20 protein-coding genes and 1 tRNA gene are annotated in these 26,928 nt (G+C 70.7%); 13 read left to right on the top strand and 8 right to left on the bottom strand.

The window, feature by feature from the left end; genetic code table 11:
* The first annotated feature begins 50 nt into the window (after positions 1–50).
* The 3 genes from ACFQS7_RS28645 (at position 51) to ACFQS7_RS28635 (ending at position 3,363) form a co-directional block, all read left to right on the top strand.
* Positions 51–127, top strand: a tRNA-Met gene (locus ACFQS7_RS28645).
* Positions 128–779: 652 nt separating this feature from the next.
* Positions 780–2,330 (top strand): GMC oxidoreductase, encoded by a 1,551-nt coding sequence (locus ACFQS7_RS28640; protein ID WP_380070566.1) that lies wholly within the window; start codon positions 780–782, stop codon positions 2,328–2,330.
* A gap of 67 nt (positions 2,331–2,397) precedes the next feature.
* On the top strand, positions 2,398–3,363 hold the full coding sequence (locus ACFQS7_RS28635; protein ID WP_380070565.1) for a polysaccharide pyruvyl transferase family protein: 966 nt from the start codon (positions 2,398–2,400) through the stop codon (positions 3,361–3,363).
* 108 nt (positions 3,364–3,471) lie between these two features.
* On the opposite strand, the gene ACFQS7_RS28630 is transcribed toward ACFQS7_RS28635, so the two are convergent.
* Positions 3,472–4,482: a replication protein RepA gene (locus ACFQS7_RS28630; protein WP_380070564.1), complete on the bottom strand. Its 1,011-nt coding sequence runs from the start codon at positions 4,480–4,482 to the stop codon at positions 3,472–3,474.
* Positions 4,483–5,108: 626 nt separating this feature from the next.
* Here ACFQS7_RS28630 and ACFQS7_RS28625 point away from each other — a divergent pair.
* The 6 genes from ACFQS7_RS28625 (at position 5,109) to ACFQS7_RS28600 (ending at position 15,063) form a co-directional block, all read left to right on the top strand.
* Positions 5,109–7,022, top strand: coding sequence for a recombinase family protein (locus ACFQS7_RS28625; protein ID WP_380070563.1), 1,914 nt, complete (start codon positions 5,109–5,111; stop codon positions 7,020–7,022).
* A 620-nt stretch (positions 7,023–7,642) separates the two neighbouring features.
* Positions 7,643–9,163 carry an oligosaccharide flippase family protein gene (locus ACFQS7_RS28620; RefSeq protein WP_380070562.1) on the top strand — a complete coding sequence of 507 codons (1,521 nt, stop codon included), beginning with the start codon at positions 7,643–7,645 and terminating at the stop codon, positions 9,161–9,163.
* A 204-nt stretch (positions 9,164–9,367) separates the two neighbouring features.
* Positions 9,368–11,611, top strand: a complete 2,244-nt coding sequence (locus ACFQS7_RS28615) for a Wzz/FepE/Etk N-terminal domain-containing protein (RefSeq protein WP_380070561.1) — start codon at positions 9,368–9,370, stop codon at positions 11,609–11,611.
* 138 nt (positions 11,612–11,749) lie between these two features.
* Positions 11,750–13,252 (top strand): MBOAT family O-acyltransferase, encoded by a 1,503-nt coding sequence (locus ACFQS7_RS28610; RefSeq protein ID WP_380070560.1) that lies wholly within the window; start codon positions 11,750–11,752, stop codon positions 13,250–13,252.
* A 10-nt stretch (positions 13,253–13,262) separates the two neighbouring features.
* Positions 13,263–14,351: a hypothetical protein gene (locus ACFQS7_RS28605; protein ID WP_380070559.1), complete on the top strand. Its 1,089-nt coding sequence runs from the start codon at positions 13,263–13,265 to the stop codon at positions 14,349–14,351.
* 292 nt (positions 14,352–14,643) lie between these two features.
* The gene (locus ACFQS7_RS28600) at positions 14,644–15,063 is read left to right on the top strand and encodes a hypothetical protein (RefSeq protein ID WP_380070558.1); all 420 of its coding nucleotides are present in this window, start codon (positions 14,644–14,646) and stop codon (positions 15,061–15,063) included.
* Positions 15,064–15,161: 98 nt separating this feature from the next.
* Here the strand turns inward: ACFQS7_RS28600 and ACFQS7_RS28595 are convergent, their stop codons facing one another.
* The 4 genes from ACFQS7_RS28595 to ACFQS7_RS28580 all read right to left on the bottom strand — a co-directional run bounded on the left by ACFQS7_RS28595 (position 15,162) and on the right by ACFQS7_RS28580 (position 20,719).
* Positions 15,162–16,319: an acyltransferase family protein gene (locus tag ACFQS7_RS28595; protein ID WP_380070567.1), complete on the bottom strand. Its 1,158-nt coding sequence runs from the start codon at positions 16,317–16,319 to the stop codon at positions 15,162–15,164.
* A 120-nt stretch (positions 16,320–16,439) separates the two neighbouring features.
* The gene (locus ACFQS7_RS28590) at positions 16,440–16,742 is read right to left on the bottom strand and encodes a hypothetical protein (RefSeq protein WP_380070557.1); all 303 of its coding nucleotides are present in this window, start codon (positions 16,740–16,742) and stop codon (positions 16,440–16,442) included.
* Between the two features lie 326 nt (positions 16,743–17,068).
* The gene (locus tag ACFQS7_RS28585; protein WP_380070556.1) at positions 17,069–18,364 is read right to left on the bottom strand and encodes an O-antigen ligase family protein; all 1,296 of its coding nucleotides are present in this window, start codon (positions 18,362–18,364) and stop codon (positions 17,069–17,071) included.
* A 96-nt stretch (positions 18,365–18,460) separates the two neighbouring features.
* Complete coding sequence (locus tag ACFQS7_RS28580) at positions 18,461–20,719, bottom strand: glycosyltransferase (RefSeq protein ID WP_380070555.1); 2,259 nt, start codon at positions 20,717–20,719, stop codon at positions 18,461–18,463.
* A 268-nt stretch (positions 20,720–20,987) separates the two neighbouring features.
* On the opposite strand from ACFQS7_RS28580, the gene ACFQS7_RS28575 reads away from it, so the two are divergent.
* Positions 20,988–22,160 carry a glycosyl transferase family 1 gene (locus tag ACFQS7_RS28575; protein WP_380070554.1) on the top strand — a complete coding sequence of 391 codons (1,173 nt, stop codon included), beginning with the start codon at positions 20,988–20,990 and terminating at the stop codon, positions 22,158–22,160.
* A gap of 264 nt (positions 22,161–22,424) precedes the next feature.
* Here the strand turns inward: ACFQS7_RS28575 and ACFQS7_RS28570 are convergent, their stop codons facing one another.
* Entirely contained in the window at positions 22,425–23,468 is a 1,044-nt protein-coding gene (locus ACFQS7_RS28570) for a tyrosine-type recombinase/integrase (RefSeq protein WP_380070553.1), read from the bottom strand.
* A gap of 90 nt (positions 23,469–23,558) precedes the next feature.
* Here ACFQS7_RS28570 and ACFQS7_RS28565 point away from each other — a divergent pair, with 90 nt between their 5' ends.
* On the top strand, positions 23,559–23,744 hold the full coding sequence (locus tag ACFQS7_RS28565) for a hypothetical protein (protein WP_380070552.1): 186 nt from the start codon (positions 23,559–23,561) through the stop codon (positions 23,742–23,744).
* 452 nt (positions 23,745–24,196) lie between these two features.
* Entirely contained in the window at positions 24,197–24,817 is a 621-nt protein-coding gene (locus ACFQS7_RS28560; RefSeq protein WP_380070551.1) for a hypothetical protein, read from the top strand.
* A 29-nt stretch (positions 24,818–24,846) separates the two neighbouring features.
* Here the strand turns inward: ACFQS7_RS28560 and ACFQS7_RS28555 are convergent, their stop codons facing one another.
* Positions 24,847–25,212, bottom strand: coding sequence for a hypothetical protein (locus tag ACFQS7_RS28555; protein ID WP_380070550.1), 366 nt, complete (start codon positions 25,210–25,212; stop codon positions 24,847–24,849).
* The gene (locus tag ACFQS7_RS28550; RefSeq protein WP_380070549.1) at positions 25,209–25,892 is read right to left on the bottom strand and encodes a division plane positioning ATPase MipZ; all 684 of its coding nucleotides are present in this window, start codon (positions 25,890–25,892) and stop codon (positions 25,209–25,211) included. The genes ACFQS7_RS28555 and ACFQS7_RS28550 overlap by 4 nt, the downstream gene beginning before the upstream one ends.
* Before the next feature lie 429 nt (positions 25,893–26,321).
* Between ACFQS7_RS28550 and ACFQS7_RS28545 the strand changes: the two genes are divergently transcribed.
* Positions 26,322–26,882, top strand: coding sequence for a replication protein RepA (locus ACFQS7_RS28545; RefSeq protein ID WP_380070548.1), 561 nt, complete (start codon positions 26,322–26,324; stop codon positions 26,880–26,882).
* Positions 26,883–26,928 lie beyond the last annotated feature (46 nt).

Genomic DNA, 26,928 nt, shown 5'->3' with positions numbered 1-26,928 from the left:
CGGGCCACCCAGCCGGATCCTTGAACTCACCCGTCACACACACACACCACCGCGGGGTGGAGCAGCCCGGTAGCTCGTCAGGCTCATAACCTGAAGGTCACAGGTTCAAATCCTGTCCCCGCATCCATACCCCCCCCAACACACACGCCCCTCCCGCATATCCGCAGGCAGGGAAGTCCGGCGTTTTGGGCTGTGCTCGTCTTCCTGTCCGGTAGCTGTCAGCTACCGGACAGCTTTACCCCCGGACATGAGCCTCGACCCGGTCGCGTCGAAGCCGCCAGCCGATCATACCAGGGCTGCGTCAGAGCAACGGTCTTCGCTCGTGCGGCCATTGAGGCCCGAGGGCCAGCCCCAGGCAGAGCGCGAGGCCTGAAATCATCTGCCACGCCTCTCCGGCCGAACGCGGGTCATGGCAGCCGCCGGCCGGGTCGACAGGCAGCTGGGCGCGGACGCTCCAGGCCGCCTATTCATCGAAGCGGACACGGCCATGCTGGCGCTGCCGGGCAAGGGGGTCGGCCGCATCCTGCGGGCCGTGACGACGCGCGGCGAGGCCTGCCGGGTCAGCGGCCGCGCTCACTCCCAGAGAACTCCCGTCGGACACCGGCAGGCCCTCCACGCCACGGCCCCGGATCACCGTGCGCCGCTTCGCCGGGTCAGCCCGGCGGCAATGGCCGGCGCTGTCATCATCTCGGCGCTTGCCTTTGCCCGGCCCCTTCTATACTCACTTTTTTGTTACATCCCGTGGGTTTCATTGCGCGGGAGCAAGGTGAGGCCGGGCGATGCATCAGGACGATACTTGGCGCGACACCGACCTGACGCGCCCCTATGACGCCGTGGTCATCGGCAGCGGCGCCGGCGGCGCGCCGCTCGCGCTGCGGCTCGGCCAGCGCGGCCTGCGGGTCCTGGTGGTGGAGCAGGGCGACTTCCTGAAGGTCGAGCGCGGCGCCGCCGACACGCCGCCCGGCAAGTTCATCACCCAGGTCATGGGCAGCCGCGAGGCGCCGCTCAGCGTGGTCGGCGGCCGCACCAAATTCTACGGCGCCGCGCTCTACCGGATGCGCGAGAGCGACTTCCGCGAGACCGTGCACGAGGCGGGCATCTCGCCCGCCTGGCCGATCACCTATGCCGAGCTCGAGCCCTACTACGAGCAGGCCGAGCGGCTCTACCGGGTGCATGGCGCGCCGGATGGCGACCCGAGCGAGCCGCCGCGCGCCAACCCCTATCCCTTCCCGCCGCTGCCGCACGGCCCGGTCGTCGCCGATGTCGTTCGGCGGCTGGAGCGGACGGGCACGCGCACCGCGGCCATCCCGAACGGGCTCGACCACGGGCCGGGCGGCAAATGCGTGCTCTGCGCCTCCTGCGACGCGCATTACTGCACGCTCGACGCCAAGATGGATGCCGAGACCGCCTCGATGCGGCCGGCCCTGGCGACCGGCAACGTCCATCTGGCGACGCAGACCGAAGCCCTGCGCGTGCTGACCGACCGCGAGGGCGGCCGCACCACCGGCGTGCTGCTGCGCCGCCGCGGCGTGGAACATGTGGTTCAGGCCGAGGTGGTGGCCGTCTGCGGCGGCCTGCCGGGCTCGGCCATGCTGCTGCGGCAGTCCCGCACCGAGCGCCATCCGGAGGGCCTCGGCAATGCCCAGGGGGCGCTCGGCCGTTATCTGGCGGGCCATTCGGTCGGCATGATCTTCCCCTTCGTCAGCTGGAAGACGCTGCCGCCGATCTACACCAAGACCTTCGCCATCAACGCGTTCTACGACGGCGCGCCGGACTGGCCCTACCCCACCGGCGTGGTGCAGATCGCCGGGCAGATGCCCTTCTGGGAGGAGACCTCGCGGCTGATCCGGCCGGTCGTCAGGCTGATCGGCACGCACAGCTTCATGTGCTTCTACATGACCGAGGCGCTGCCGACCCGCGAGACCGGCCTGACCTTCGCCGGCGACACGCTGGCCGGCCGGGTCGACCCGGTGCACAACCTGCAGACCCTGGCCCGGCTGCGCGGGCTAGCGGTCGCCGCCTTCCGCCGCGCCGGCTATCCCTCGCTCGCCCGCAAGCGGGCGCCCTATCTGTGGCATGAGGTCGGCACGGTGCGCTTCGGCGCCGACCCCGGCACCTCGGTGCTGGACCCGGACTGCCAGGTGCATGGCATCCGCGGCCTCTACGTAGTCGATGCCTCGACGCTGCCCTCGGCCGGCGCGGTCAACACCGCGCTGACCATCATCGCGCTCGCGCTGCGGGCGGGCGACCACATCGCCGGCCAGGGCACCGGGCGATCGACGGCGGCGCCGCGGCGGGAGCCGGCCGGCATGCTGCAGGCGCCGCGCTGAGCAGGCCGCCCGGGTCGCGCCGCCCACCACTCCGCCGCTTCCCCTGCAGGTCGCAGAAGGCCGTCCCATGAAGCTCGTCTACTACCGCAAGCAGGTGCCGAATTTCGGCGACGACCTGAATGCCCTCCTCTGGCCCGCTTTGGCGCCCGGGCTGTTCGACGACGACCCGGAGGTCGGCTTCGTCGGCATCGGCACCATCATCGGCATGCCCTGCGGCGATCTGACGCGGCTGCACGTCTTCTCCACCGGCATCGGCAACGACCGGCCGGAGGCCTGGCGCGGCAAGCAGGTCGAGTACTGGTGCGTGCGCGGGCCGATCTCGGCGCGGATGCTGGGCCTGCCGGCCGAGCGCGCGATCACCGATGGCGCCATCCTGACCCCCCTGGTCGAAGGCTTCCCCAAGGCCGCGACCGGCGGCGGCGGCACGCTGGTGATCCCGCATTTCGAGACGCTCGACCATCCCGGCTGGCCGGAGGTGGCGCGGCTGACCGGCTACGAATTGCTCGACCCGCGCGCCGATCCCGTCGCGGTCATCGGCCGCATCGCCGGCGCCAGGCTGGTGCTGACCGAATCCCTGCACGGCGCGATCCTCGCCGATGTCTACGGCATCCCCTGGATCGCCTTCGCCACCTCGAAGAATTTCGGCGTCACCAAATGGGTCGACTGGACCCATTCGCTCGGGCTGGAATTCGACCTGGCGATGATCCCGCCGCCGGATCCCGGGCCGGTGCTCGCCTTCGGCCGGCCGCCGGCGCCCTTCGGCCAGACCCGGCGCTTCGACCCTGAGGAAGCCTTCGCGCATTTCGACGACCGGGTGCTGCCGGATCCGGTGACATTGACCTCGCGGTTGAAGGGCGTGGTCAAGCGTTCGCCGCTGATCCGCCCCTTCCTCGGCTTCAGCGCGGCCCGCACGGCGGAGGCGCTGCAGCGCCTGGCCGGCACGCCGCCGGCGCTGAGCGCGGCGGCGCTGCGCCTGGCGCTGCGCGACCGGATGATGGAGCGCCTCGCCGCCTTGGCTGCCCAGCCGCGCTAGGCAGGCAGGCTCGGGGAGGAAGACGCAACGGGCCTGGCACCCGCCCCGCGGTGAGTGCCGACTCCCAAAAGCGGAGAAGAGGCCAGGGAGGATACTTCCTTCCTGGCCTTACTTCATCCGGCCGATCCGGTACGGCGAGGCAGCCGGCACCGCGCCGCCCTCGACCACGCGGAAGCCGCCGACCAGGGTGCGCGGCACCGGCGGCTTCGAGGGCAGCAGGCGCAGCCCGTGCCGCACCACCTCGACCTTGGCATCCGGGTAGACCGCCAGCACGTCCGGCAGGACCGCCTTGACCCGCTGGGCGAGGTGGGAGGTGCGGCCGGTATCCGACCCCACCTGGGCCGCCAGGGCCTGCCAGCGGAGCAGCAGGGGCTGTTCCAGGCGCTGCAGCCGGTAGGCCAGCAGGGTGTAGAGGTCGAGGCCGAGCGAATTGTCCTTCAGGTGCGCGATGGCGTCGCGCATCAGCGGCACCGCGTGGTCCCGCAGGTGGTCGTGGAATTCGCGGGTCAGCTCGACCGTCGCCTGCCAGCGGGCGCCGTCGCCTTCCTCCTGCCCGTGCCAGAGCGACAGGCCGGAGACCAGGCGCTGGTCGCGGATGATGGTCTCATCGACGCCGGCGGCGGTGCGCGCGGTCCATTGCAGGGTGAACTCGCAGCGGGCGATGCGCAGCGACTGCTCGCGGATCGCCTGGATGGTGCCGCGCGGCCCGCCGGTCACCGGCAGGCCGAGCGAGCGGATCCAGGCCGACATGCTGGGGCCGAGGCTGACGATGCGGCTGCGGACGCCCTCGGTCTGCAGGAAGATCATGATCAGCCGGGCCCGGGTGCCGTAGGGCACGCCGACGCGCGTCGCGCGGCCGTCCGGGCCGCGCACCACGCCAGGGCTGACCATGAGGTGGAAGCGGCCGGAGTTGCGCTGCCAGATCAGGTCGTTGGTGGCCGGGCGGGCATGCGGCAGGCAGGTCTGGCAGAGGCCGGAATGCGAGAAGGCGAGGTCGTCCTCGGCCGGCTCGCTCAAGGCGGCGCTGGCAGCCTCGATGCGGTCGAGCTCGCGGCGGCGCTCGTTCGGATCGGCGATCGCCGCCGCGGCACGGCGAAGTTCGTCGGCCCCGAAGAGCATCAGCTGGCGATGAATATCGGCCATGGGGATCCGCACACCGCGTTCAATGACTGCTGATACGCAGTCTACCCATGTTGCAACGCAACCTTACGCTGAATTGGCGGCCTATCAGGACATCCACGCTGCATTGGCGGCTTCGACCTTTTGGCGAGGACTTGTCCACGCTGAATCGGCGACATCCTACGCTGAATCGGCGACTACGGAATCCGGTCATCTACGCTGAATCGGCGGCTTTTTTGCAGGTTATCCACGCTGAATGCGCGGCCCATACCTATAATAAGACCTATAGAGCTTTTCCTATAGGCGTCGTGCCGCGGCCGTACCGAATCCAAAGCCAACAGGTAGCAATAATTATTTTTAAATAACATTCCGATAACGTCAAAAGATCGTGGTTCGGGGCCGAGCGACCGGAGGCCGAGCGGAGGCCGCCGATTCAGCGTGGCTTCATGGCACCGGCGAGCCTGCCGCCACACCGGCCGAAGCGGGCACGGGATTGCGCCGAGGCCGGCAGGGCCGGGGGTGGATCGTCCCCTGGTCCCGCGCCCATGCGGCCCGCTGTCCCAGCGAAACAGAGGCCGCCGATGCAACGCAGCCCCCGTATTCCAAAGGAACGGTTCGGGGACACCATGGGCGATGTCCTGGGCTACGCACGGGTTCCCACCGGCGACCAGGGCGTCGCCGGGCAGGAGCTGCGGCTGCGCGAGGCCGGCGCCATCCAAGTGTTCAGCGACGTCCGCTCCGGCCGCTCGGTGGAGCGCCCCGGCCTCGGCGCCCTGCTCGACTACGCGCGGTGCGGCGACACGCTGACGATCGTGCGGCTGGACCGGCTCGGGCGGTTGCTCGCCGAACTGCTGGCGACCGTCGCCATGCTGAAGGAGCGCGGCGTCGCGCTGCTGGGTTTGGAAGAGAAGATCGACACCTCATTGGCCGCCGGCGAGATGGCTTTCCACGTGTTCAGCGCCATCGCACACTTCGAGCGGCGGCTGGTCGCCGAATGCACCCGCGACGGCATCGGCGCGGGCCAAGGGCAAGCATCCGGGTCAGCAGGCTGGTCGCTGCAGCCGCCGGCATGCCGGGCGCGGCGCGGTGCAGGACGCCCCGGCTGCCGCCCGCAGTTGCTGCCCGAACCGAAACGGCGTGCGCTCGGTCCAGGCGGCGATCTGCGCTGTCGACGCGCCCGCCTCGTACAGCGCCGGCCAGTCCTCCGGCGGCGGGTCGTTGGGAGGCAGTCCTGCGAACCGGCATCGAGGCCGCAAAGCGTGCCCGGGACAGTGCGCGATCATAAACAATCAACTTTAGTGAAGCCGTATGGCCAGGATACGGCCCGTGGTTGGCCATCGTTCACAATTATCCAAATCAGGTACGAAACGGACATGCAAGACGCAGGCTGCAAGGCAGTCGGGATCCTAGGCAATGCCGGGCGAGTCGCGCAGCATGCTTTCCTCACGACCGCGGAGGCTTTCGGCAAGACCGGCCGGAACACCGGCAACCTCGCATTCATGTATGGTTTTCACCACTGCCTCGGCGAGGAAGCGGTCACCGCTTCCTTCACCTTCGACCCAGCATGGGCGGCGGAGCGACTTCGGGTGTTGTGTATCCCGGCCGCCAACTATCTTTATCGAGCATTCGAATTCGGCGATCTCGCGACACGAATCGAGAAAAGCAAGCTGCCCGTGCTGATCGCAGGCCTCGGCGCGCAAGCAGGGCGTAGCGTGGCAGAGGTAAAGCTGACCCCGGGCACGGAGCGCTTTCTGCGCGTGATCGCAGAACGGTCGGTGCGGATTGCGGTGCGTGGGCGCTTCACGGGCGAGGTGCTGGAGAGCTACGGCGTCCAGAATTTCGAGATTCTCGGCTGCCCCTCCAACTTCATCAACCCGGCCCTTGATCTTGGCGCGCAGATCGCGGCCCGCTTTGCCGAGCGCAGCGAGCGGGTCGCCTTTTGCCCCACCTTCTACGAGCACAACGCGCATTTCGAGGCGCGGGTGTATCGAGAAATCGCCGCGGAGGTGGAGGAGATCGTCTGCCAGGAGCCGCTTTCCGCCCTCGCTTTGGCGCGTGGGGAGCGTGACGATGCGCTGCAGGCCTGGATCGCCAAGACCGGTTTCCTGCAATTTCTGCCAGCGGCCGACAAGCCGGGCATTGTCCGCAAGATGCGCACCTATTTTGGAATCGAGCCCTGGCTAGACGCCAGTCTGCGCACCGACCTGCTGCTCGGCACCCGGATCCATGGGGTAAGCGTGGCATGGCAGTCGGGGCGCGCCGCACTTCTGGTGCCACACGATCTTCGCACCCAGGAATTGGTAGAGACGATGGGCCTGCCCCATTTAGCACAAAACGCGGTGCCACGCGGCGCGGTGCTGGAGGCGGTTCGGGCGGCCATTCCGGGCTTCGCGCAAACTTACGACACGAAGCGCCTCGCGCTCGCGGCCCGCTTCCTGCGGCTTATGGAAGAGACCGGCGTGCGCCCCTCGGCCCATCTGGCGAGCCTTGCAGCAGGCGCAAAAGCCACAACGCTGGAGCGTGTGTCAGAGCCGGCCTGACCCAACAAGCCGCAGCGGGGATCATGTCTGCAGCGTAAGCGCAGGCCCCTTCTTGCTGCGGGTTATCGCGGGCCAGTCGCACAGCAGGACGTAAGCGTCGACTTCGATCACATATGTGCTCCAAGCCCAGTTTCATGCCGTCGACCTCGCCCACAGCCAAGTCGGCGCGGCTGGCGTGACGGCGAGCGTGTTATGGCCGGCTGCAGCGGGCACGCTCCTGGTCGCAGCGCTGCTGGGTGGAACCTTCATGGGCATTAGGCCCTCGCTCGCGGGTGGGCGTAGGCTAGGCAGAGGCGATCCCCGCCGTGCCTTCGCTCTGCTGACCGCCGGCTCGGCACCCTGCAATTCTGAACCGTGTCGAACCCGGCGGAAGCCGCTCGCTTTAGGGCTCGCCATCTGCCGGCGGCATTCCTGAAAAGTTCGAGCTTCGCGTTGTCCATCTGACAAACGACGCTCTGCCCTCCACCTGTCCGCGCTCAGCGCCCGTCCAGGCGTCTCCGGAGTTGTTTCGGGCAGCCAGGCTTTCCGGTTCGCCTGAAAAACTTCGAAAAAGCTATACGACGCTCCGATCTTTCAACCTTTTCTTGAGATGACGGGGAGGCCGGGCTAGGACCGCCGGCATGCCGCGCGCCGCACCCGATCCTGATGCCCGGGCCGCGCCGCACCCTCCCTCCCCCCCGAATGCCGGCCGCTACCTGCACGGCGCCGCCTGGTCGGCGCTGAACGCGGTGGCCGGGGCGCTGCTGCCGCTCGGGATCTTCGTGGTCTTCGCCCGCTGGCTGCCGGCCGCCGAGATCGGTGCCGTGGCGCTCGGCGTGGCGGCGAGCGAGATGATCAAGGCCTTCGGCCTGCCCGGCCTCTACGAGGCCCTGCTGCAGCAGCGGGACGACCGGCAACCGGACAACCGGCGGCGCTGCGCCGAGACCGCCCTGGCCTGCCTGCTGCTGGGCGGCGCGGCGCTGTTCGGCCTGCACCTGCTGCTGGCGTCGCTGCTGGTCCGCCTGGTGCCCGGTGTCGAGCAGGCCTGGCTGGTGATCGCCGTCACCGGCCTGCGCATCCCGCTCGACCTGGCGGCGCTGCAGCCGCAGGCGGCGCTGGCCGAACGGCTCGCCTTCCGCCGCCTGGCGCTGCGGTCCGTCGTCGCGACCGCCGGCGCCGGGGCGATCGGCCTGGGCCTGGTCTTCGCCGGCCAGGCCCTGGCCGGGCTGGTGGCCTACCAGGTCGGCCTGTCGGCGCTGCTGCTGCTGCTGACCGCCGCCGGCGGCGGGACCCTGGCGCGGCCCCGGCTGCACCGCGACTGCCTGCGCCGGATGTGGCCGGAGGCCTGGCGCGCCTCGGCGATCCGGCTGGTGGCGGCGGTGAACAACTACCTCGACCAGGTCGTCGTCGCCGGGCTGCTCGGCGGGCTGCGGCTGGCCTACTACAACTTGGCGAAGCGGATCGAGACGATCCTGATCTCGGCCGCCGCCTCCTTCTCCGCCATCCTGTTCCAGCCGGTCTTCGCCCGCCGCCCGACGGGTGACAATCCGGCGGGCAACGCGCAGGGGCTGCAGCGCGGCCTGATGGTGCTGACCGCCACCTGCGGCCTGGCGACGGCGGTGATCGTCGTCACCCATCCGCGGCTGATCCCCCTGGTCTTCGGTCCGGCCTGGGCCGAGGCGGCGCCGATCGCCGCCTGCCTGGCGTTCGGCGGCTTCGCCCGGGCGCTCGGCAGCGCGCATGGCGCGCTGCTCTCGGTCTCCGGCCGCAACCGGCAATTGCTCTGGGTCAGCCTCGGCTCGGCCGGCTCCGGCCTGGCCCTGGTCGCCCTGCTGGCGCCGGTCGGCCTGGTGCCCTGCGCCGCCGCCCTGGCGCTGCGCAGCGTCGCCTCGACCGGCGCCATGGCCTGGCTGACCCGGCGCGACCTGCCGGGCATGGGGCGGGCCTATGCGCTGGCGGTCGGGCTGCCCTTCGGCCTGATGCTGGCCGCGGCCTCGGGCGGCAGCCTGCTGGCCGACCGGCTGCTTGCCGGCATGCCGCCCGGCCCCTGGACCGGCCTGCTGGCCCTGGCCACGGCCGGGACCGCGGCGGCGGGGGGCGTGCTGCTGTATTTCGGCCTGGGCCTGTTGTTGCGGCGGCGTCGGGCAAGGCCGGCGGCCTGATCGCGGCATGCGTTCGGGTAACGATAAAATCTAATAAGTTGACAATCCTCGAATACAAATTCCATATAGTACTTATTCTGTTGCTGAAGCGCATAAGGCTATGGCGGGCGCGGCCGATCTGCTCGCGACCCGGCGGCAAGGGCTGTCGCTTGCTTCGCCGCAGGTCGTCCAGCCCCTTCGCCAGCCCTTTCGGATGATGGCCGCATGACGAACGCCTACACCCAGACCGACATGCCGGGGCTGTCGCCGAACGGGTCGGAGACGCCGCCATTCCGCTGGCTGCCCGGCCTGCTCCGTTTCCTACGCCGCCGCTGGCTGACCATCGCCGGCACGGCCGCGGTCGTTCTCGGCCTCGCCGTCCTCTATCTGCTGGTCGCCACGGCGCAGTTCACCGCCACCACCGCCCTGCTGGTGGACATCCGCCAGAGCAACCCCTTCCGCCAGCAGCCGCTGGTGACCGACGCGCAGTCGGAGAACACCATGGTCGAGAGCCAGGTCGAGGTGATCCGCTCGGAAGGCCTGGCGCGCGCGCTGGTCGCACAGCTGGACCTGGTGAACGACGCGGCCTTCAACGCCATGGGCCCCGGCATCATCGGCTCGGTCGTCGGCTTCCTCACCGGCAGCGACGGACCGGCGAATGCGGAGAAGCAGAAGGCCCTTGCGGTCGAGCGGCTGATGCGGCTGATCGGGGTCCGCCGCGTCGGCATGACCGCGGTGATCGAGGTCTCGGTGCGGACGCCGGACCGGGAGCTTTCGGCCCGGCTGGCGAATGCCCTGGTCGAGGTCTACCTGCAGCGCCAGGTCGCCGCCCTTTCGGGCGTCTCCAGCATGGCCAGCGGCTGGATGCAGAAGCGGGTGAAGGAGCTGCGCGACGAGGCCATCGCCGCCGACCGCGCCGTGCAGGACTACCGCGCCGCGCACAACATCCTCGACACCGACAAGGGCCAGTTCAACGCCCAGCAGCTCGGCGACTTCAGCCTGCAGCAGACCATCGCTCGCACCCGGCGGGCCGACGCGCAGGCCAAGTTCGACCGCATCAACGCGATCTCGCCCGACCGCCTGGTCGACGCGCCGATGGCGGAAGCCATCGAGAACACCGTCATCGTCGGCCTGCGCAAGCAGTACCTCGACGCCCGCCGCCGCGAATCCGAATGGTCGAGCCGCTACGGCGCCAACCACACCGCGGCGGTCAATGCACGCAACGAGATGGCCGAGCTGCAGGGCTCGATCAGGAACGAGCTGAGCCGCATCTCCGAGACCTACCGCTCCGAACTGGAGGTGGCCAAGGCGAACGAGGCCGAGCTGACCCGGCAGCTGGGCGTGCTGGCGGCGGCCACGGCGGCGGTCAACAGCGACCGCATCATGCTGCGCGCGCTGCAGAGCGCCGCCGACAGCTACAAGGCGATCTACGAGAATTTCCTGACCCGCTACACCCAGGCGGTGCAGGACCAGTCCTTCCCCATCACCGAAGCCCGGGTGATGTCGGCCGCCGTGCCGCCGCTGAAGAAGAGCTCGCCCAAGGCGGTGATCGCGCTCGGGCTCGGCCTCGTGATGGGCCTGCTGCTCGGCTTCGGCCTTGCCATCCTGCGCGAGCTGCTCGACCAGGGGCTGCGCACCCCGGCGCAGATCAAGGCGGCCACCGGGACCGACTGCCTCGGCATGCTGCCGCGGATCGCCGTGGCGTCGCGCGGCATGGCCCCCGGCCATGCCGCCGAGCCCTCGCTCCGCCAGCTGCCGACCTACCCGAGCGCGCTGCGCCAGGTCGTCGACCAGCCCGGCTCGCCCTTCGCCGAGGCGATGCGCGGTATCGCGCTGCGCACCGTCTGGCGCCGCCGGACGCCGGGCAGCCAGGTGATCGGCTGCGTCGCGCCACGCGCCGGCGAAGGCGCCAGCACCATCGCCGCCAACCTCGCCTATGCCTTCGCCGAGGCCGGCTACAACACGCTGCTGGTCGATCTCGACCTGCGCGGCGGCGACCTGACCCGGGCGCTGGCGCCGCAGAATGCCGGCGGCGCGGCCGAGATCGCCGAAGGCGCCATGCCGCTCGAGCAGGTGGTCTGGCGCGACCCGCAGGCCGGGCTGCACTTCCTGCCCTCCGCCGCGGGACGCTCGGCGGCGCATCCGGCCCGCGTCCTGGCGCCGCTGCGGGCGGACCGGCTGCTGGCCGCGCTGCGGGCCGGCTACGACCGCGTGGTGATCGACCTGCCGGCCGCCGGCGGCGCCGCCGATGCCAGCGTGCTGGCCGAGCTGCTCGACGGCCTGCTGCTGGTCTCCAGCTGGGGCGGGCTGGAGGGCGAGGCCCTGGCCGAGGTGCTCGACGGGCTGCATGGCAGCCGCGACAGGCTGCTCGGCGTCGTGCTCAACCGGGTCGAGCTGCGCCGGCTGGAGCAGTATGGCGCGGCCGGCCACGTGCCGGCGCCGCGGCCGGAAGCCGTGGCCGTCGCCTGACGCCGGCCCAAGGGCCAGTGCGGTGGAATCACCACTATAAAGGGTATAGTCTCTTCGTTACTTAAACCTTGAGTTATATACCCGTGCCCCGTATAGCTCCGGTCGCGGCCGGCGGCCGCGTGCACGAGCGGGCTGCCAATGCTGTTCGGATCGCTTGAATTCGTCTTCGGCTTCTTGCCGGTCGCCCTGCTGGCCTATCACCTGCTGCGGGTCCGCGGCTGGCAGGTGGCGGCGAAGCTGGCGATGGTCGTCGCCTCCCTGGTCTTCTACGGCTGGTGGGATCCCCGCTACGTCCTGCTGGTCCTCGGCTCGATCGCGGTGAATTACGGGCTCGGCGCCGCCATCCACCGGACCGCGGCGCCGGGGCCGCGCAAGGCGGTGCTGCTGCTCGGCCTCGGGCTCAACCTCGGCCTGCTCGGCTACTACAAGTACGCCGGCTTCTTCCTGCAGAACGTCGGCGGCCTGTTCGGCATCCACGACGTGGCGACGACGCTGATCATCCCGCTCGCCATCAGCTTCTTCACCTTCCAGCAGGTCGCCTACCTGGTGGAGACCTGGCGGGGCCAGAAGCCGGCCGACAACGCGCTCGACTACATGTTGTTCGTGCTGTTCTTCCCGCACCTGATCGCCGGGCCGATCACCCACCATACGGAAATGCTGCCGCAATTCGCCCAGGCCGGGCGCGGCCGGCTGCCGCCGAGCTACATCGGCATGGGCGCCACCATCCTCGTGCTCGGCATGGCCAAGAAGGTGCTGCTGGCCGACAGCATCGCGCTCTATGCCGACCCGGTCTTCGCCGCCGCGGCCAACGGCACGGCGCTGTCCATGGCCGAGGCCTGGATGGGCGCGCTGGCCTATGCGCTGCAGCTCTACTTCGACTTCTCCGGCTATTCCGACATGGCGATCGGCGTCGGCCTGCTGTTCGGCATCCGCTTCCCGGTGAATTTCAACTCGCCTTACAAATCCACGAACATCGTCGATTTCTGGCGGCGCTGGCACATGAGCCTCTCGGCCTTCCTGCGCACCTATTTGTACATCCCGCTCGGCGGCAACCGCGCCGGCAAGTGGCGGCGCTACGCCAACCTGATGGCCACCATGACGCTCGGCGGGCTGTGGCACGGCGCCGGCTGGACCTTCCTGTTCTGGGGCTTCCTGCACGGCTTCTACCTGATCCTCAACCATGCCTGGGGCGCCCTGGCGGGCGGCCGGCTGCGGATGCCGCGCGGCCTCGGCTGGGCGGTCACCATGCTCGGCGTCGTCGTCGCCTGGGTGTTCTTCCGGGCGACCTCCTTCGGCGCGGCGCTCGACATCCTCGGCGCCATGGCCGCGGGCGGCGGCGGCGGCGTGGCACCGGCCGGGCTGCCGGATCCGCTGCTCGGCTGGCTGCTGATCGGGCTCGGCACCCTCATCGCCGTGTCGCAGCCGAACGTGCTGGAATTGGCGCGCTACCCGCAGGGCCTGCAGGAGACGGCGCCGGATGCCGCGTCGCGCGCAGGTTCCGGTGCCATGCCGCGGCGGGACCTCGACCTGCACCGGCTCGCCACCAGCCCGGCCCTCGCCTCGGTCTGCCTCGGCCTGCTGGCGGCGGCCTGCATCGCCCGGCTGCCGAAGCCCGGCGTGTTCCTCTACTTCACCTTCTGAGGTGCGGCCGATGGCATTCCGACCCCTCGCCCGCCGCTTCGCCCTCGCCGCCGTCGTCGCGGTGGCCGCCCTCGCCGGCAGCCTGGCCATCCCGCACGACCGCTACATCCGCTGGCAGGAGATGCGCTCGGAAGCCTGGGCCCGGCTCGGCTGGATCTACGAGCGGGTGCATTTCGACCCGACGCCGATCGACATCGCCTTCATCGGCACCTCGCACAGCATGAACGGCGTCGACGGCGCCGCGGTCCAGGCGGCCCTGGCGACGGCCGGCGGCGGCTGCCGGCATGTGGTGAATTTCGGCTTCCCCTCCTATGGCCGCAACCTGCACTGGCTGATCGCGCGCGAGTTGCTGGAGCACCGCGAGGTCCGCACCCTGGTGCTCGAGGTGTTCGAGAACGAGAGCCGCAAGGCGCATCCGTTCTTCATCAACGTGGCCGATGTCTCGGACATCGTCGAAGCGCCGCTGCTGATCAACCTGAACTACGTCACCGACATCGCCCAGCTGCCGGCCCGCCAGGTCATGCTCGGGCTGAAGACGCTGCTGCCGGAACGCTTCGGCCTGCGGCGCAGCTTCGACCCGGCGCGCTACGACGGCCATGACGTGGACAATACCCGCCAGGTGCAGGTCGGCGGCGTGGCGCTGACCCCGCTGCGCGACCGGGTCCTGCCGCCCGCGCAGCTCGACCGCGTGGCGGCCCGGATGCGCGCGGCGAAGAACACCAACATGCTCGGCGCCCGCTTCGAGGCGTTGGAGTACCGCTATCCGCGTTACTACCTCGACCGCATCCTCGACTTGGCGCGGCAGCGTGGCGTCACGGTGAAATTCCTCTATTTGCCCGGCTATGCCTATGTCGGCGCCGCGCCGCGCGACCCGGGCCTCTATGCCGGGCACGGCGAGGTGCTGGCCACCGGCGACCTGCTGGCCGACCCGGGCTACTGGTACGACCCCGACCACCTGAACCTGCAGGGTGCCGCGGTGCTGTCGGCCCGGCTCGGCCGGCTGCTGGCCGCGCCCCGGGACGGGGAGGCGTTGCGGGTCGGCGAGCCGGCCGCCTGCGACGCGGAAAGCCGCGGCATGGTCGCCGCGCAGGCACGCTGACCGGACGGGGGCCGCAGGGCTCCCCAAGCTGTCCCAGGCCGTGACATCGAGCCGTCAACGGCACCGCAGCATTTTTTTGCGCCTGCGCGGATCTGCCCCCCGTCACAGTACCGAAGAAAATCCATGGAATTTCAGATCGTTCGCGAAAGGCTTCTGGGGAGCAGATTGCCGCCGCAACGCTGAATCGGCGTCCTCTCACCTTATGGGTTAACGATAACCTACTTGATCAACTAATAGGTTTCTGCAACTGTGCCGGCCTGTTGGTTCCCTACCCAGAAGGAGGTTTTTTTTCATGGCTACTATCAACGGCACTGCCGGCAACGACACCCTCGTCGGCACCTCTGGCAACGACCTGATCCGCGGCTTCGGTGGCAATGACGTCCTGATTGGCGGCGCCGGCAACGACTCGTTCTACTTCAAGTTCGGCGACCTCGACGCCTGGGTCCCGACCACGGGCGGCGACACCATCCGCGACTTCGGCGGCGCCGGTGGCTGGTCCGCCAGCAACAACGACTTCATCTCGTTCAATGGCTTCGGCACGATCGGCACGGGTGCGCACCTCGATTTCTTCGCCACCTCGTCCTACGTCCCGACCCTGCAGTACTACAAGGTGTTCGCCGATGCGGCGCACGGCGGTGGCTTCTCCTGGCTGGCCGTCAACTCGCTGAACGGCGCCCATCTGGCCACTGGCGACTACGCCTTCAACGCCTAAGCTTAGGCTGGGCGACAGGGCCAACCGGTGGCGACACCGGTTGGCCTTTTTTTGTGTCTACCCGCCGGATAGGGGGGGGCCGGGCGGCCCGGCCCGTATCAGCCTCGTCCGCTCAGCCTGGCCGCGCCGCCGGCGCCGGCAGCGCCTCGGCCGAAGGGCCGCAGCGACTTGCCCCACTGCATGCCGGGCCGCTCCACCCAGAGATAGCTGAGCTGGGACAACAGCAGTGTGCCCGCCATGGTCGCCGCCATCAGCGCCGCCAGGCCGATCGGCCGGTCCGGCCAGATCGCCCGCATCGCCCAGACCGCCGCGTACAGCACCACCATGTGGCTGACATAGACGGAGTAGGAAATCCGGCCGAGGAACCCGGCTACCGGGTTGTTGACCAGCCGTCGTCCCAGCCGGGCCAGCGGGCCGTCTCCCGCCCGGTGCAGCAGCAGCGTGCCGGCGCAGGCGAAGAGCCAGATGCTGAGCGACAATTCGTAGCGGAGCGCCGCGACGCCGCCGAGGCCGCAGGCAAGCACCACAACGGCGAACTGCCGGCTGGACAGGGCCGCCCGCCGCCGCCAGACCAGATAGGCCAGGATGCCGAACAGGAAGTAGTCGAGGTAGAAACCGATGAAGCCCTGGTTGGCGATGCCGCCCAGCCAAAGCCGTGTCGCCACCGCCATGGCTGCCAGGCCGAGCGACGCCAGCCAGGCATTGCGCTCGAAGGCCAGGTACAGCAGCGGCGCGACCAGGTAGAATTGCCACTCGACGCTGATGCTCCAGGCCTGGCCGAGGAAGGCGTATTCCGCATTGGGCAGCATCTCCTGCGGCACCAGGCCGTGCAGCAGCAGCAGATGCCCGGCCAGATGCGGCCAGAAGTCCCGCCAGCTGTCGCTCAGGTAGGCGAAGCGGGCGGCGGCCCGCGGGTTGCCCGCCACATCCGGCGCCAGCACGTCGAGCGCCATGGGCAGCAGCAGGATCGACAGCAACAAGAAGAACAGATAGGCCGGGAACAGTCGCAAGGCCCGGCGCGTGATGTAAAGCCCGTAGGGCTCCCGCTTCAGGTCGATCAACGCATAGATGACGAAGCCGCTGAGTGCGATGAAGACATTGACCGCATAGGGATTCAACGCGAGCAGCCGCAGCCAGACCGCCGGGTTGGGGCCCGGCTCGACCGTATGGATTACATGGCCGGCAACCACCCACAGGGCCATGGCGCCGCGCAGGGCCTCGAATTCGTCAATTCGATTGCTGTCCCGGGTCCCCACCAATACCTGCTCCCCTGCATTGGCAAATGCCCGGACCACCCTGGGGCGACGCGCTGATCGATGACGTCGCGACCATGCAATACTCTATCGTTCGTAGGAAAACGAGCGCCTGAAATGTCGTTATGGTAGAATAACGCGTCGATCCCGCCGTTCTGGCGGCATGGGCAGCGTCTTGCGCGGCCGCTCAGGGGTCGACGGACTGCCGGGCGCGGAGGCGCAGGCGTGTCGGGAAGACCCTGGCTGCATCCGGCGGTCCGGGCCGGCTTCCGGCTCCACCGGCCGCAAGCTTGCCGGCAGGAAGATCGGCCGGTGCATGTCCGCCGGGGTCGGCAGGACGGCGATCTTGCCGCCGTCGAGAACTCGGCGGATCGTGTCGCGCTGCCAACTCATCTCCTTGACGTGGAGGTCGGCCGGCGGCGCCAAGCCGTGGCGTCCCGTTTTCCCGACGCCCTGGGATGGCCGAAGACATAGACGGTATTCGGCCGTTGGCCGAGTATTCCGGTTCTATAGATTTCAGGTGCCCATGTATTGTCGGCCGGCAGCAACTGGCAAGCTGCGCCGTCCATTCGCCGTCCATTCGCCGACCGGACGGCGCCGGGTAGCGCCTCGGCAAAGGCCAGTGTCCTGCCCAGGCGCTGCGCTTGGCCAGGGCCTTCGTCGGCAGCCATTGCGGCGGCAGCGCGCAGGTGCGGCTCCCGCCGCCCATGGGAGATCGCCGCAGCGGCGGCACCCGGAGGCATGGCTCCGCTCTACTCCGCCGCCAGCGGGTGGACACCCGACGCGGCGCGGGTCGGCGGAATAGCCCGCTGCGGAGCCGCGGCCACCTGGCGCGTGCCGTAGATCCAGACGATCGGGATGAGCAGGGTGCCGAGCGCATAGGGCGCGATGAAGTCGAGCTCGACCGAGGCCCGCAGGCCGAAGATCGCCACGACCGAAGCGATGAAGGCCAGTTCGAGGCTTGGCCTGCGGCATGCATTGACCAGGACGCAAAGGGCCAGCGTCGCCAGCACCGTGCCGAATACGGCGACCCCGACATAGCCCAGCTCGATCGCGGTCTCGTAGTACAGGTTGTGCATGTGGAAGCCGAAGCGCGCGGCGACCTTGGACATTCGCCACAACCCTTCGGCCTCGACCGATTCCTGTACCCAGAAGGCCTGGTAGCCGACCCCGAGGATCGGCTTGAGCGCGATGAGCTGCTCGGCCCGTTGCCACAAAGCGGTGCGGCCGGTCAGGGTGGTGTCCTTGCCGATGCTGTTGAGCAGCTGTTCCAGGATGCCCGAGCTCAACAGCACCAGGACCATGCCGGTGGCCACCAGGGCGAGCAGGCCGGAGCCAAGATAGAACGCCGGCCTGACGCGCGCCGGCAGGTTCGCGGCCAGGGCGATGAAGCCGAAGACGCCGAGCGCGCCGCCAAGGGTCGCCATCGCGCCGACCGATTTGGTCAGCACCATGTAGGGCGGCGCGAGCAGGCAGCAGGCCACCCCGACCAGCCGCAGCAGCCCGGGCTGCCGGGAATCCGGCACGACGGCGATGGCCGCGAGCAGCATGAGGCTGATCATCATGGCGAAGTTGTTCTTGCTGCCGAAGATGCCGATCAGCGCGGTCTCGTTGGTCAGCCCGATCTTGGAGGACCTGCCCAGCACGGTGCCGACCAGGACGCTGACGAGCATGACGCACATGAAGGCGCCGACGAAGCTGCGCAGCGGCTGCGCCCGGGCGATGAGGATGCCGAAGCCGGTCACCGCCAGCAATTGCAGCGCGATCCGCAGGGTGTTGGACGGCGCCTGCGACCACAGGACGGAAACCAGCGCCAGTATTGGAAGGACCCAGACCAGCGGCGTCCGCAGCATCCAGTCGAGGCTGCGCGCCGGCCAGGCCAACAGGTACAGCATCCAGCAGGCCAGGAACGCCACGACCAGCACCGCGCCGAAAGCGACGCTCAGGTTGAAGCAGGTCAGCGAGACGAAGGTCAGCCCCCAGACCGGCCAGGACAGGTCGGGATAAGCCGCCGCCGACCGCCGGTCCGCTTTGCCCGGCGCAGCCAAGCGACTGCTTGGAGTGGCACCCATCATCCAATCCCCGGCTGTATTGTCGCGTTCTATATTTTATTCGAGAGTCAAAGACCAACTTACCGGATCGTCTCAGCCGGCCGTCACCGGCAGCCTGCCCCGCACCGGCGCGGATGCCGGGCCGGTGCGCAGGTAGCCGAGCAGTCCCGCATGGCAGGCCTTGGCCGAGAACCGCTCCCGCGCCACCCGCAGCGCGGCCGCGGCGCGCTCCGCCCGCAGCGCCGGGTCGGCCAGCAGCGCCACCACCGCGGCGGCGAACGCGCCCGCATCGTCGATCGGCCGCACCGCCGGGGCGCAGTCCTCCTGCACCCCCTGCAGGGTGACGCCCGTGGCGACCACCGCCTTGCCCTGGGCCAGTGCCTCGATCAGCTTGATCTTGAGGCCGGAGCCGACCAGCAGCGGCGAGACCACCACCGCCGCGTCGCGGTAGTGCGGCGCCAGGTCCGGCACCAGGCCGAGGATGCGCACCGCCCCGGCCACCTCCCCCGGCAGCGGGCCGATCGCGCCGCCGACCTTGCCCACCACCCGCAATTCCACCTGCGGCACCGCCCGGCGGACCCGCGGCAACACCTGTTCCAGGAACCAGCGGAGGCCGTCGACATTCGGCGCGGTGTCGCTGCCGACGAAGAGCAGCGAGGCCCCCTCCCCCGGCTGCGGCGCCGCCACCGGCTCGGCCGCGATCGGTGCCACGATCACCTGCCGCCCCGGCAGCAGGCGCCGGATGAAGCCGCCCTCCTCCCCCTGGATCGCCACCACGGCATCCGCCGCGCCGAGCAGCCGCAGCTCGCTCGCCTGGTCGATCAGGGCGACGGAATCCTGCGCCCCGATCCTGGCGAATTGCGCGGCGCGGCTGGAGAAGAGGTCGTGCATGACGACGATGCGCCGGGCCGCGGGGCTCAGCGCATAGGGAAAGGCCGGGGTGAGGAAGGCATAGTCGGCCACCACCACGTCGGCGCCGCCGCGGATGCGGCCGGCGACATGCAGGAAATCCTCCGTCCGCCAGGGTACGGCGACGGCATAGGGCGCCTTCCGCACCAGCCCGCCCAGCAGCCCGATCCCGGCCTTGCGCAGCAGCTTGTCGGCCACGCCGATCGCCGCCGCCGCCCAGACCTTGGGGTCCCGCGCCAGCAGGAAGGATCCCACCCGCCAGGCGCCACGCATCGAGACGGAGCGGAACACCGCCATCTCCGGCCGCAGCCGCAGCACCGGCGTCCGCCCGAAGCTGGCAGGCGAGGGCCAGGTCAGGTGCAATTCGTGCCCCGCCCCGGCCATGGCCCGGCAGAGGTCGAGCAGATAGGCCGAGCTGCCGCTGTCCCGCCCGGTGACCCGGTTGCGCGAGACGACATGCACCCGGAGGCCCGGGCCGGTGGGCGGCGCCGCCGGCCGCGGCCGGGCCAGCAGCCGGGCCAGCCGGTCGCGCACCGGCAGGCGCAGCAGCATCGCCCCGCCGGGCGAGCCGATCGCCGCGCGCAGCGCGCCGGGCAGGTCGCGCGCCTTCAGCGCGGCGAGGATCCCGTCATAGCCGAGCGCGCGCTCGATGCTGGCGCGGCGGCCGCGGAAGGCGGCCTCGGTCGCCGCGTCGCGCGGCCCGATCGCGGCGCGGAAGGCGGTGTCGGAGTCCAGCATGGCGAGGAGGTCGCCGCGGCGCAGCCGGTGCGAGGTCGAGGCGCTGTGCCGGCGATAGAAGTAGGTCAGGTCGGGCAGCACGCGGAACCGCGCGCCCCGGGCCAGCAGCCGGGCGACCAGGTCGTAGTCCTCGGCGATGCGCAGGGCCGGGTCGTAGCGCACCCCGCTCTGCCGCAGCAGCGCGGCGCGGATGACCGGCTTGAGGTAGCCGAGCGCCGGCAGCCGGCCGAACAGCGCATTGGCCCGCACATAGAGCGTCAGGTCGACCATGGCCGGCAGCGGCAGGCGGCCGTGCAGCATCGGCTGCGGCGTGCCGCCATCCTCGAAGAAGGCCAGCATGTCGTCGGCGACGATGTCGGCGCCATCGGCCGCGGCCAGCAGCCGTTCCAGGCGTTCCGGGTGCATCAGGTCGTCGCTGTCCATGACCGCGATCCACTGCCCCCGCACCGCGGCGAAGCCGCGGTTGCGCGCCGCGCCCGGGCCGCCGTTCGGCGCCGGCGGCAGCACCACCAGGCGCGGGTCCTCGGCGGCGAGGCCCTCGGCGATGGCCAGGCTGGCATCGGTCGAGCCATCGTCGGCCAGCACCACCTCAATATCGGCCAGGGTCTGGCCGAGCGCCGAGCGGAGGGCCGCGGCGAGGAAGGCGGCGCCGTTGTGGTTGGCCATCACCACGCTCACCAGCGGGCGCTCGTCGGACAGGGTCATCGCTGCTCCCGGGGGTGAGGCTGCGGGGCCTGCGGCAGGCCCGCGGAATGCTGCGCTCATCGCATGGCGGCAACGGGCGATAACATGCCCAGGGCTATTGGCGGCACGGTATATCAATCTAAGATGGAAATCTTTGGATGGAAATTCCGCAGCCCATCGATTAGCCGTGGCAGAAATTCCATCGCCGTCATTGCCGCAACAGGCGTGACCATGGCCGGTCCCTGCGACGACCGCCGCGACGGACCAGCCCGGAGCTCGAGCGGCCCCCATGCGCCTCGCCTATTTCGTCCATGACCTTGGCGACCCGGCGGTGGCCCGCCGGCTCGACATGCTGGCGCCGCGGCTGGCGGAGGCGGTGGTCATCGGCTTCCATCGCGGCGCCACGCCGCCGGCGACGGTGGCCGGCTGGCCGGCCGTCCCGCTCGGCCGGACGGAGGATGCCCGGCTCGGCCGCCGCATCCTGTCGGTGCTGCGGGCGCGGCTGCGGCTCGGCGCGATCGGCCGGCATGTCCGGGGGGCGACGGTGGTGATGTCGCGCCAGCTGGAGACCCTGGCCCTGGCCCGCGCCGCCCGCGCCCGCTTCGCGCCGGGGGCGCTGCTGGTGCAGGAATGCCTCGACGTGCACCGGCTGCTGGTCGGGACCGCGCCGAAGAACCTGGCGCTGCGCCGGCTGGAAGGCTGGCTGCTGCGCGGCTGCGACCTGCTGCTGGTCAGCTCCCCGGCCTTCGTGCGGGAGCACCTGGCGCCGGCGCATGGCGCCGCCCTGCCGCCGGTGCTGCTGGTCGAGAACAAGGTGCTGGCCGCGGAGGCTTTCGGACAAACCCCACCCCCCCCGGCACTGCCGGCCGGCCCGCCTTGGCGGATCGGCTGGTACGGGGTGATCCGCTGCCGGCGGAGCCTGCTGCTGCTGGCCGATCTGGTCCGCCGGCTGCCCGGCCGGGTCGAGGTCGAGATCCGCGGCCGGCCGGCGCGCAACGTCATCCCGGATTTCGACGCGGTGGTGGCGGCGACGCCAGGGCTCGACTTCCTCGGCCCCTATGACCGGCGGCACGACCTGCCCGCCATGTATGGCGGCGTCCATTTCACCTGGGCGATCGACTACTACGAGGCCGGCGCCAATTCCGACTGGCTGCTGCCGAACCGGCTGTATGAGGGCAGCCTGCACGGCGCGGTGCCGATCGCCCTGGCACGGGTCGAGACCGGCCGCTGGCTGGCCGCGCACCGGGCCGGCCTGCTGCTGGCGGAGCCGCTGGAGACGGCGCTGCCGGGGTATTTCGCCACGCTGGACGCGGCCGGCCATGCCGCCGCCGCCGCGGCGGTCGCCGGCATCCCGCGCGGCGACCTGGTGGAGGACGGGGCGGCGCTCGCCGCCGCCCTGCTGCGGCCGCGGGGGCACGGCGCCGCCGTGCCGCCGGCGGCGGGCCGGCCGGTCGAGGCCTGACGGCGGGCCACAGGAATTGAGGCGCCTGAACCCCACAATCCGGCTCAAACCGGCTCGAATTCCTTGAGGCGGCGCCGGGGCATGTCCGGATTTCCCGAGCGTTTGCAAATGGTTGGGCCGAAACCGCTTTTAGATTTGCGGTTCTGAGATCTTCAACCCGCGCCCTGGCCCCGGCCCCCGGCATGGTTCGGGCAGGGGTGTGGCGTTGACTATATTCCTATACACCGTTGCCGCCGCGGAATCCAGCCCGATCCGCCGTCCCGGCTACAGGCCGAGCCGGCGGGTGGGCGTATCGGCCTCGAGCCGGGCGCGGCGGACGTAGCGGCGCATCGAGGCCAGGTCGCGGTGCCGGGTATGGCCCATGATGGCCTCGTCCGGCACGCCGGCGCGGTAGGCCTCGGTGACGAAGCCGGCGCGCAGGCCGTGCGGGCTGATCGGTTCCAGCGCGGTGCCGGTGACCCCGGCGGCGGCGGCGCGGCGGCGGAGGATGAGGCGGATCGCCTCCCCCGACAGGCCGCGCGCCGGGTCGGTCCGGCCGAGCGCGGCGATGCGGGGCGGCGCGGCACCCCCCTGCTGGCAACTGCGGTTGATGGCGCGCCAGACCGGGCCGTTGCCGAGCCGCGCGGCGCGCAGCCAGGCTTCCAGCGCCGCCACCGGGCAGGTGGCCGGGGTGGCGCCGCGGGCGACGAAGATCGCCTCCCCGGCGCCCGCGACATCGGCCTTGGAGCGCGGCAGCAGCAGCCGCGCGCCGGTCGGCGAGAAGGCCAGGTGCTCGACCTGCAGGGCGGCGAGCTCGCCGCGGCGGAGCGCCGCGGCATAGCCGAACAGCAGCAGGGCGCGGTCGCGCAGCGCGGCGAGGGAGGCGACGTCGCCCTCTCCTGGCGGGGCGCAGGCGGCGGCGATCGCCTTGAGCTCGGCGGTGCAGAGCGCGGCGGCGCGGCGCTGCGGCCGGCCGATGCTGCGGGCGATGCCGCGCAGGGTCTCGCGGATGGCGGGGTGGCCGGCATCGAGCCGGTGGCCGGCGCTGCGATGCGCCCGGGCGATGGCGGCCAGGCGCCGGCGCAGGGTGGCCAGCGCCCGGCCGGCATCGGCAAGCGCCGCGAGATGGGCGCCGACGGTGGCCGGCGCGGCGGGCAGCGCGCTGGCATGGCGGTCGGCGCACCAGGCGGAGAAGGCCTGCCAGTCGCGGCGGTAGCCGCGGAGCGTCTCGGCGGCGTCGGCGCTGCGGCGGTAGCGGGCGGCGGCAGCGGCCTCGGCCGGGGCAAGGCTGCCGGCTTCGGCGGCGGGACTGGCGGGGACCATGGTCATGGCATGGAGTCTATCACGTATCGATCGGCCCTGCGTCGGCCGCGCTCCGGCTGGATATACGACAACCATGTGGATGAGACGGACGCTGCCATGCAGATCGGGAAATCGGGCCACAGCCTGGCGGTGCGGCTGCCGGCGGGCTTTGCGGGTCGCGACGCGCTGATCGTCGCCGCGGCGCTCGAGGCCGGCTGCGGCACGCTGTTCTCGGCAGCCATGCAGGACGGCCGGGTGGTCGGGAGGCGGCTCCCCATCCGCACCCCCTTCGCCGTGGCCTGAACTGCCATCGCTTGCGGTAATCCGTACTTACCGCAAGCGATCCGCGGCGCCGCCGCCCTGGCAGGACCCGGCCATGCCTCGGCCGGCTGCGCGAGGCCGGGGCGGCGCCGCGGGCGCTGGCGGCGACCGCGTGCGGGCCGCCCGGCAGCGCGGCATCACACCTCAGGGGGCGCTCCGACTCATCAACCGACTGGTGACGGCCGGCGTGCTACGGGACGCCACCGGGCGGTGCAGTTTCCCGGCTTATGTCATCGGCTGAGTATTGCTAGTAATGGGGCTGTATCCGGCAGGCCGGTCTCCCCACTTGCTGCAGCAAGCCGGTTTTGCACCGCGCCTTCTTGCGATAGTTTGAGAGTTGTCTCTTGCACCTCAGTCCTGACGATATCGCCGCCGCGGAAGCCTGCGGCGTCAGCTTCCTTCCCGCTTCCGCGGCGCAGGTCCAGCGTTTGGCCATGCAGCGGAAGGTCTTCTACCAGGCTGGCGCGCCGATCCTGGCGACGCGGGGCGACGGCTTCTTCGAGACCGCCGGCACGTTGCAGCAACTGATCGAGGAAGGCCGCGCGCAGCAACGCGACCTGGCCCAGTGGTTGCAGCCGGAGGCGGCTGAAGCCGTGGCGGCCGAGGTCGAGGTCGAGGTGCTGGCGATGGTGCCGGACCTGCGGGAGATCGTCCCGCTGGCCGCGCCGGCGCCTCGCCCGGATCCCACGCCCGAGCCAGAGCCGGTGAGCCCCGCGGCGCCCGCCGAGGCGGACATGGCCGCCCCGGAGACCGAGGCCGCGCCGAAGCGGCCGCGGCAGAAGCGCCGCCGTGCGCCCGTCACCCCCCAGGTCGATCCGGTGGCGATGGCGGCCATCGAGGAGGCAATACCCGAGCCGGAACCGGCGGCCACGCCGGAGCCGGAGCCCGCCCTGGCCGGCCCGCCGGATGCGGCGGAAGCCGACGCCCCCGCCCGCTTGGCCGCACGGGCCACGGGCGATGCCCAGTCGGCGGAGGAGCGCGGCAAGCGCTGGCTGATGGCCGGTGCGGCACGGCGCGGCCGGGCCGGCAAGCACTGGAGCACCCGGCAGCGCTAAGGCTTCGCTACCGGATAGCTATCCAGTAGCTACTTCCTATCCCTCTGTAATTCCTTCGTCAGGGCCGCAACCGCGCGGGCGAAGACGTCGCCCAGCACCCAGCCCTCGGCATCGGCGATGGCATAGAAGGCCGCCGCGTCCTCAGCCCGGACCTTCAGGTTCAGCTGCTGGTTCCGGCCGGTGCGGTGGCGCCGCTGCTCGCGGCGCGGCGCCGGTGCGGCCGGCGGCGGGCCGGCCCGGGGCGGGACCGGCAGCGGCCCGCGGCTGCGGAAGCCGGCCTCCTCGGCCACCGCCTTGACCTGCTCGGCCCGGGCCGGCGGCTTCGGCGCGAAGCCGCTGATGTCGAGGTCGTCGTCGAAGACCCCGGCCCGCTTGCTGCTTGGCTGGTCGTTCATGCGGCCTCCGCCGGCTGGGCCCGGCGCAGCAGCGCCACCACCTCGGCGGCGAAGGCGCGGGCGTTCCGCATCGCCCCTTCCAGCCCGCCGACCTGGCCGGGCTTGAGGCCGTCGATCGTGCCGCCGAAGCTGAAGATGGCGCGGAAGGCCTCGCGTTCCTGCATCTGGGTCTGCAGCGCGGGCACGCCATGCGCGGTGAACTCGTCGCGGATGTGCTGCAGGGTGCGCGGCCGGATGGCGGCGCTGGTGCGGGTGAAGAGCACCGCATGCGGGATCCGCCGGGCGAAGGCCTTCTCCTGCTGGCGGATCAGCTTCACCGCCTTGGCGGCCTCCGCCGCGTCGAGCTGGCTGCCCTGGGAGGGGATGACGACCAGGTCGGCCCGGCTGATGGCATAGGCGACGGTCAGGCTGGCGGTGCCTTCCAGGTCGACGACGACGAAGGGGACGCGGGCGGCGGCGGCCTCGATCGCGTCGATCACCGTCTCCTCGGTGATGTCGGCGACGACCTCGAGCGCCTCCGGCCGGCCGGGGCGGCGGGCCCAGGCGGAGACCGGGCGGTTGGGGTCGGCGTCGATGATGGTGACGGCGCCGCCGCGGCGGACGAGCTCGCAGGCCAGGACCACGGCCGAGGTGGACTTGCCGGCGCCCCCCTTGGGACTGGCGAAGACGATGGTGGGCATCGGGACGGTCCCCCGGAGGATCGGAGCGGCAGCGGTAGCAGAAAGCTATCCGGCAGGAAACGGATAGCTATCGGATATCCATTAGGTATCTGCTTGGCAGCGACCCAGGGCGGGCGGGAAAGGCGCCGCCGAGTCGCAGCGGAAGGCCGGAAAAGTTATCCCGTGGGGTTAACCAGCCTGGTTGCAACGCATGCAGACTTATCCACATCGGGTCCGAACCATCCCGTGGGGTTAACCAGCCACGCCGGCGCCAGAACAGGCCGCGACTCGGCCGCAGCCCGAGTCGTCCCGTGGGGTTAACCAGCCGTCTCTAGTAGTAAGTAAAAAACCTTCTACTAGTACTCGGCTGGTTAACCCCACACTTGACCCGTCGGCGGCCGGCATGCTCCATCTTCCGACATCGAGGTTGATTGCTCTGGGGATTGGCTCATGGGGGAGATCCATCGGCTGGTCCTGGCGCATGGCCGGGAGAAGGCGCGGGACATGGTCCCCGTCTCGCAGCGCCGCCTGGTCGACGTCGCCGCCGAGGTCATGGCGGAGGATGCCCAGAGCCTCGGCATCACCTATTCCGGCTGGTGCCTGACCGCCCTGCCGCACAAGCGCCTGGCCAACGACCAGGCCTGGAGCCGCACCGGCTACCGCTGCACCCTGCTGGTGGAGCCGGGCCGGCTGCAGATCGGCCGCGGCCGCCCGGTGCTGTTCGGGGTGCTCTATGGTGCCCGGGCCCGGCTGATCCTGCTCTACCTGCAGACCGAGGCGGTGCGGCGCGAGAGCCGCGAGGTCTCGCTCGGCCGCAGCATGCGGGACTGGATGACCCGGATGGGGCTTTCGGTGGGTGGCGAGACCGCCCGCGGCCTGCGCGACCAGGCGCACCGGATCGCCGCCTCCTCGATCAAGTTCTTCTGGGAGATGTCAATGCTGAGGTGGGATTCCTCGAAAGCGCTGGCTGAAAATTCCCCAGTTTGGCTGGTGGCTACGTCGCGGCGGTGAGGTCGGTGGTTCGTGGCTTTGGCGGCCTGCCGCGCCGGCGTGGCGC

This window comes from Dankookia sp. GCM10030260, assembly GCF_042666655.1.
GTDB lineage: Bacteria > Pseudomonadota > Alphaproteobacteria > Acetobacterales > Acetobacteraceae > Paracraurococcus.
Note: the sequence above shows the minus strand (reverse complement) of the source record. Positions and strands in the feature narration are given on the sequence as shown.

Coding starts and splice junctions, on each gene's coding strand:
- ACFQS7_RS28615 (WP_380070561.1), top strand. CDS start 9,368: ATGACGAACGCCTACACCCAGACCGACATGCCGGGGCTGTCGCCGAAC.
- ACFQS7_RS28625 (WP_380070563.1), top strand. CDS start 5,109: ATGGGCGATGTCCTGGGCTACGCACGGGTTCCCACCGGCGACCAGGGC.
- ACFQS7_RS28610 (WP_380070560.1), top strand. CDS start 11,750: ATGCTGTTCGGATCGCTTGAATTCGTCTTCGGCTTCTTGCCGGTCGCC.
- ACFQS7_RS28640 (WP_380070566.1), top strand. CDS start 780: ATGCATCAGGACGATACTTGGCGCGACACCGACCTGACGCGCCCCTAT.
- ACFQS7_RS28580 (WP_380070555.1), bottom strand. CDS start 20,719: ATGACCCTGTCCGACGAGCGCCCGCTGGTGAGCGTGGTGATGGCCAAC.
- ACFQS7_RS28560 (WP_380070551.1), top strand. CDS start 24,197: ATGCAGCGGAAGGTCTTCTACCAGGCTGGCGCGCCGATCCTGGCGACG.
- ACFQS7_RS28545 (WP_380070548.1), top strand. CDS start 26,322: ATGGGGGAGATCCATCGGCTGGTCCTGGCGCATGGCCGGGAGAAGGCG.
- ACFQS7_RS28565 (WP_380070552.1), top strand. CDS start 23,559: ATGCAGATCGGGAAATCGGGCCACAGCCTGGCGGTGCGGCTGCCGGCG.
- ACFQS7_RS28575 (WP_380070554.1), top strand. CDS start 20,988: ATGCGCCTCGCCTATTTCGTCCATGACCTTGGCGACCCGGCGGTGGCC.
- ACFQS7_RS28620 (WP_380070562.1), top strand. CDS start 7,643: ATGCCGCGCGCCGCACCCGATCCTGATGCCCGGGCCGCGCCGCACCCT.
- ACFQS7_RS28630 (WP_380070564.1), bottom strand. CDS start 4,482: ATGCTCTTCGGGGCCGACGAACTTCGCCGTGCCGCGGCGGCGATCGCC.
- ACFQS7_RS28600 (WP_380070558.1), top strand. CDS start 14,644: ATGGCTACTATCAACGGCACTGCCGGCAACGACACCCTCGTCGGCACC.
- ACFQS7_RS28550 (WP_380070549.1), bottom strand. CDS start 25,892: ATGCCCACCATCGTCTTCGCCAGTCCCAAGGGGGGCGCCGGCAAGTCC.
- ACFQS7_RS28635 (WP_380070565.1), top strand. CDS start 2,398: ATGAAGCTCGTCTACTACCGCAAGCAGGTGCCGAATTTCGGCGACGAC.
- ACFQS7_RS28605 (WP_380070559.1), top strand. CDS start 13,263: ATGGCATTCCGACCCCTCGCCCGCCGCTTCGCCCTCGCCGCCGTCGTC.
- ACFQS7_RS28570 (WP_380070553.1), bottom strand. CDS start 23,468: ATGACCATGGTCCCCGCCAGTCCCGCCGCCGAAGCCGGCAGCCTTGCC.
- ACFQS7_RS28555 (WP_380070550.1), bottom strand. CDS start 25,212: ATGAACGACCAGCCAAGCAGCAAGCGGGCCGGGGTCTTCGACGACGAC.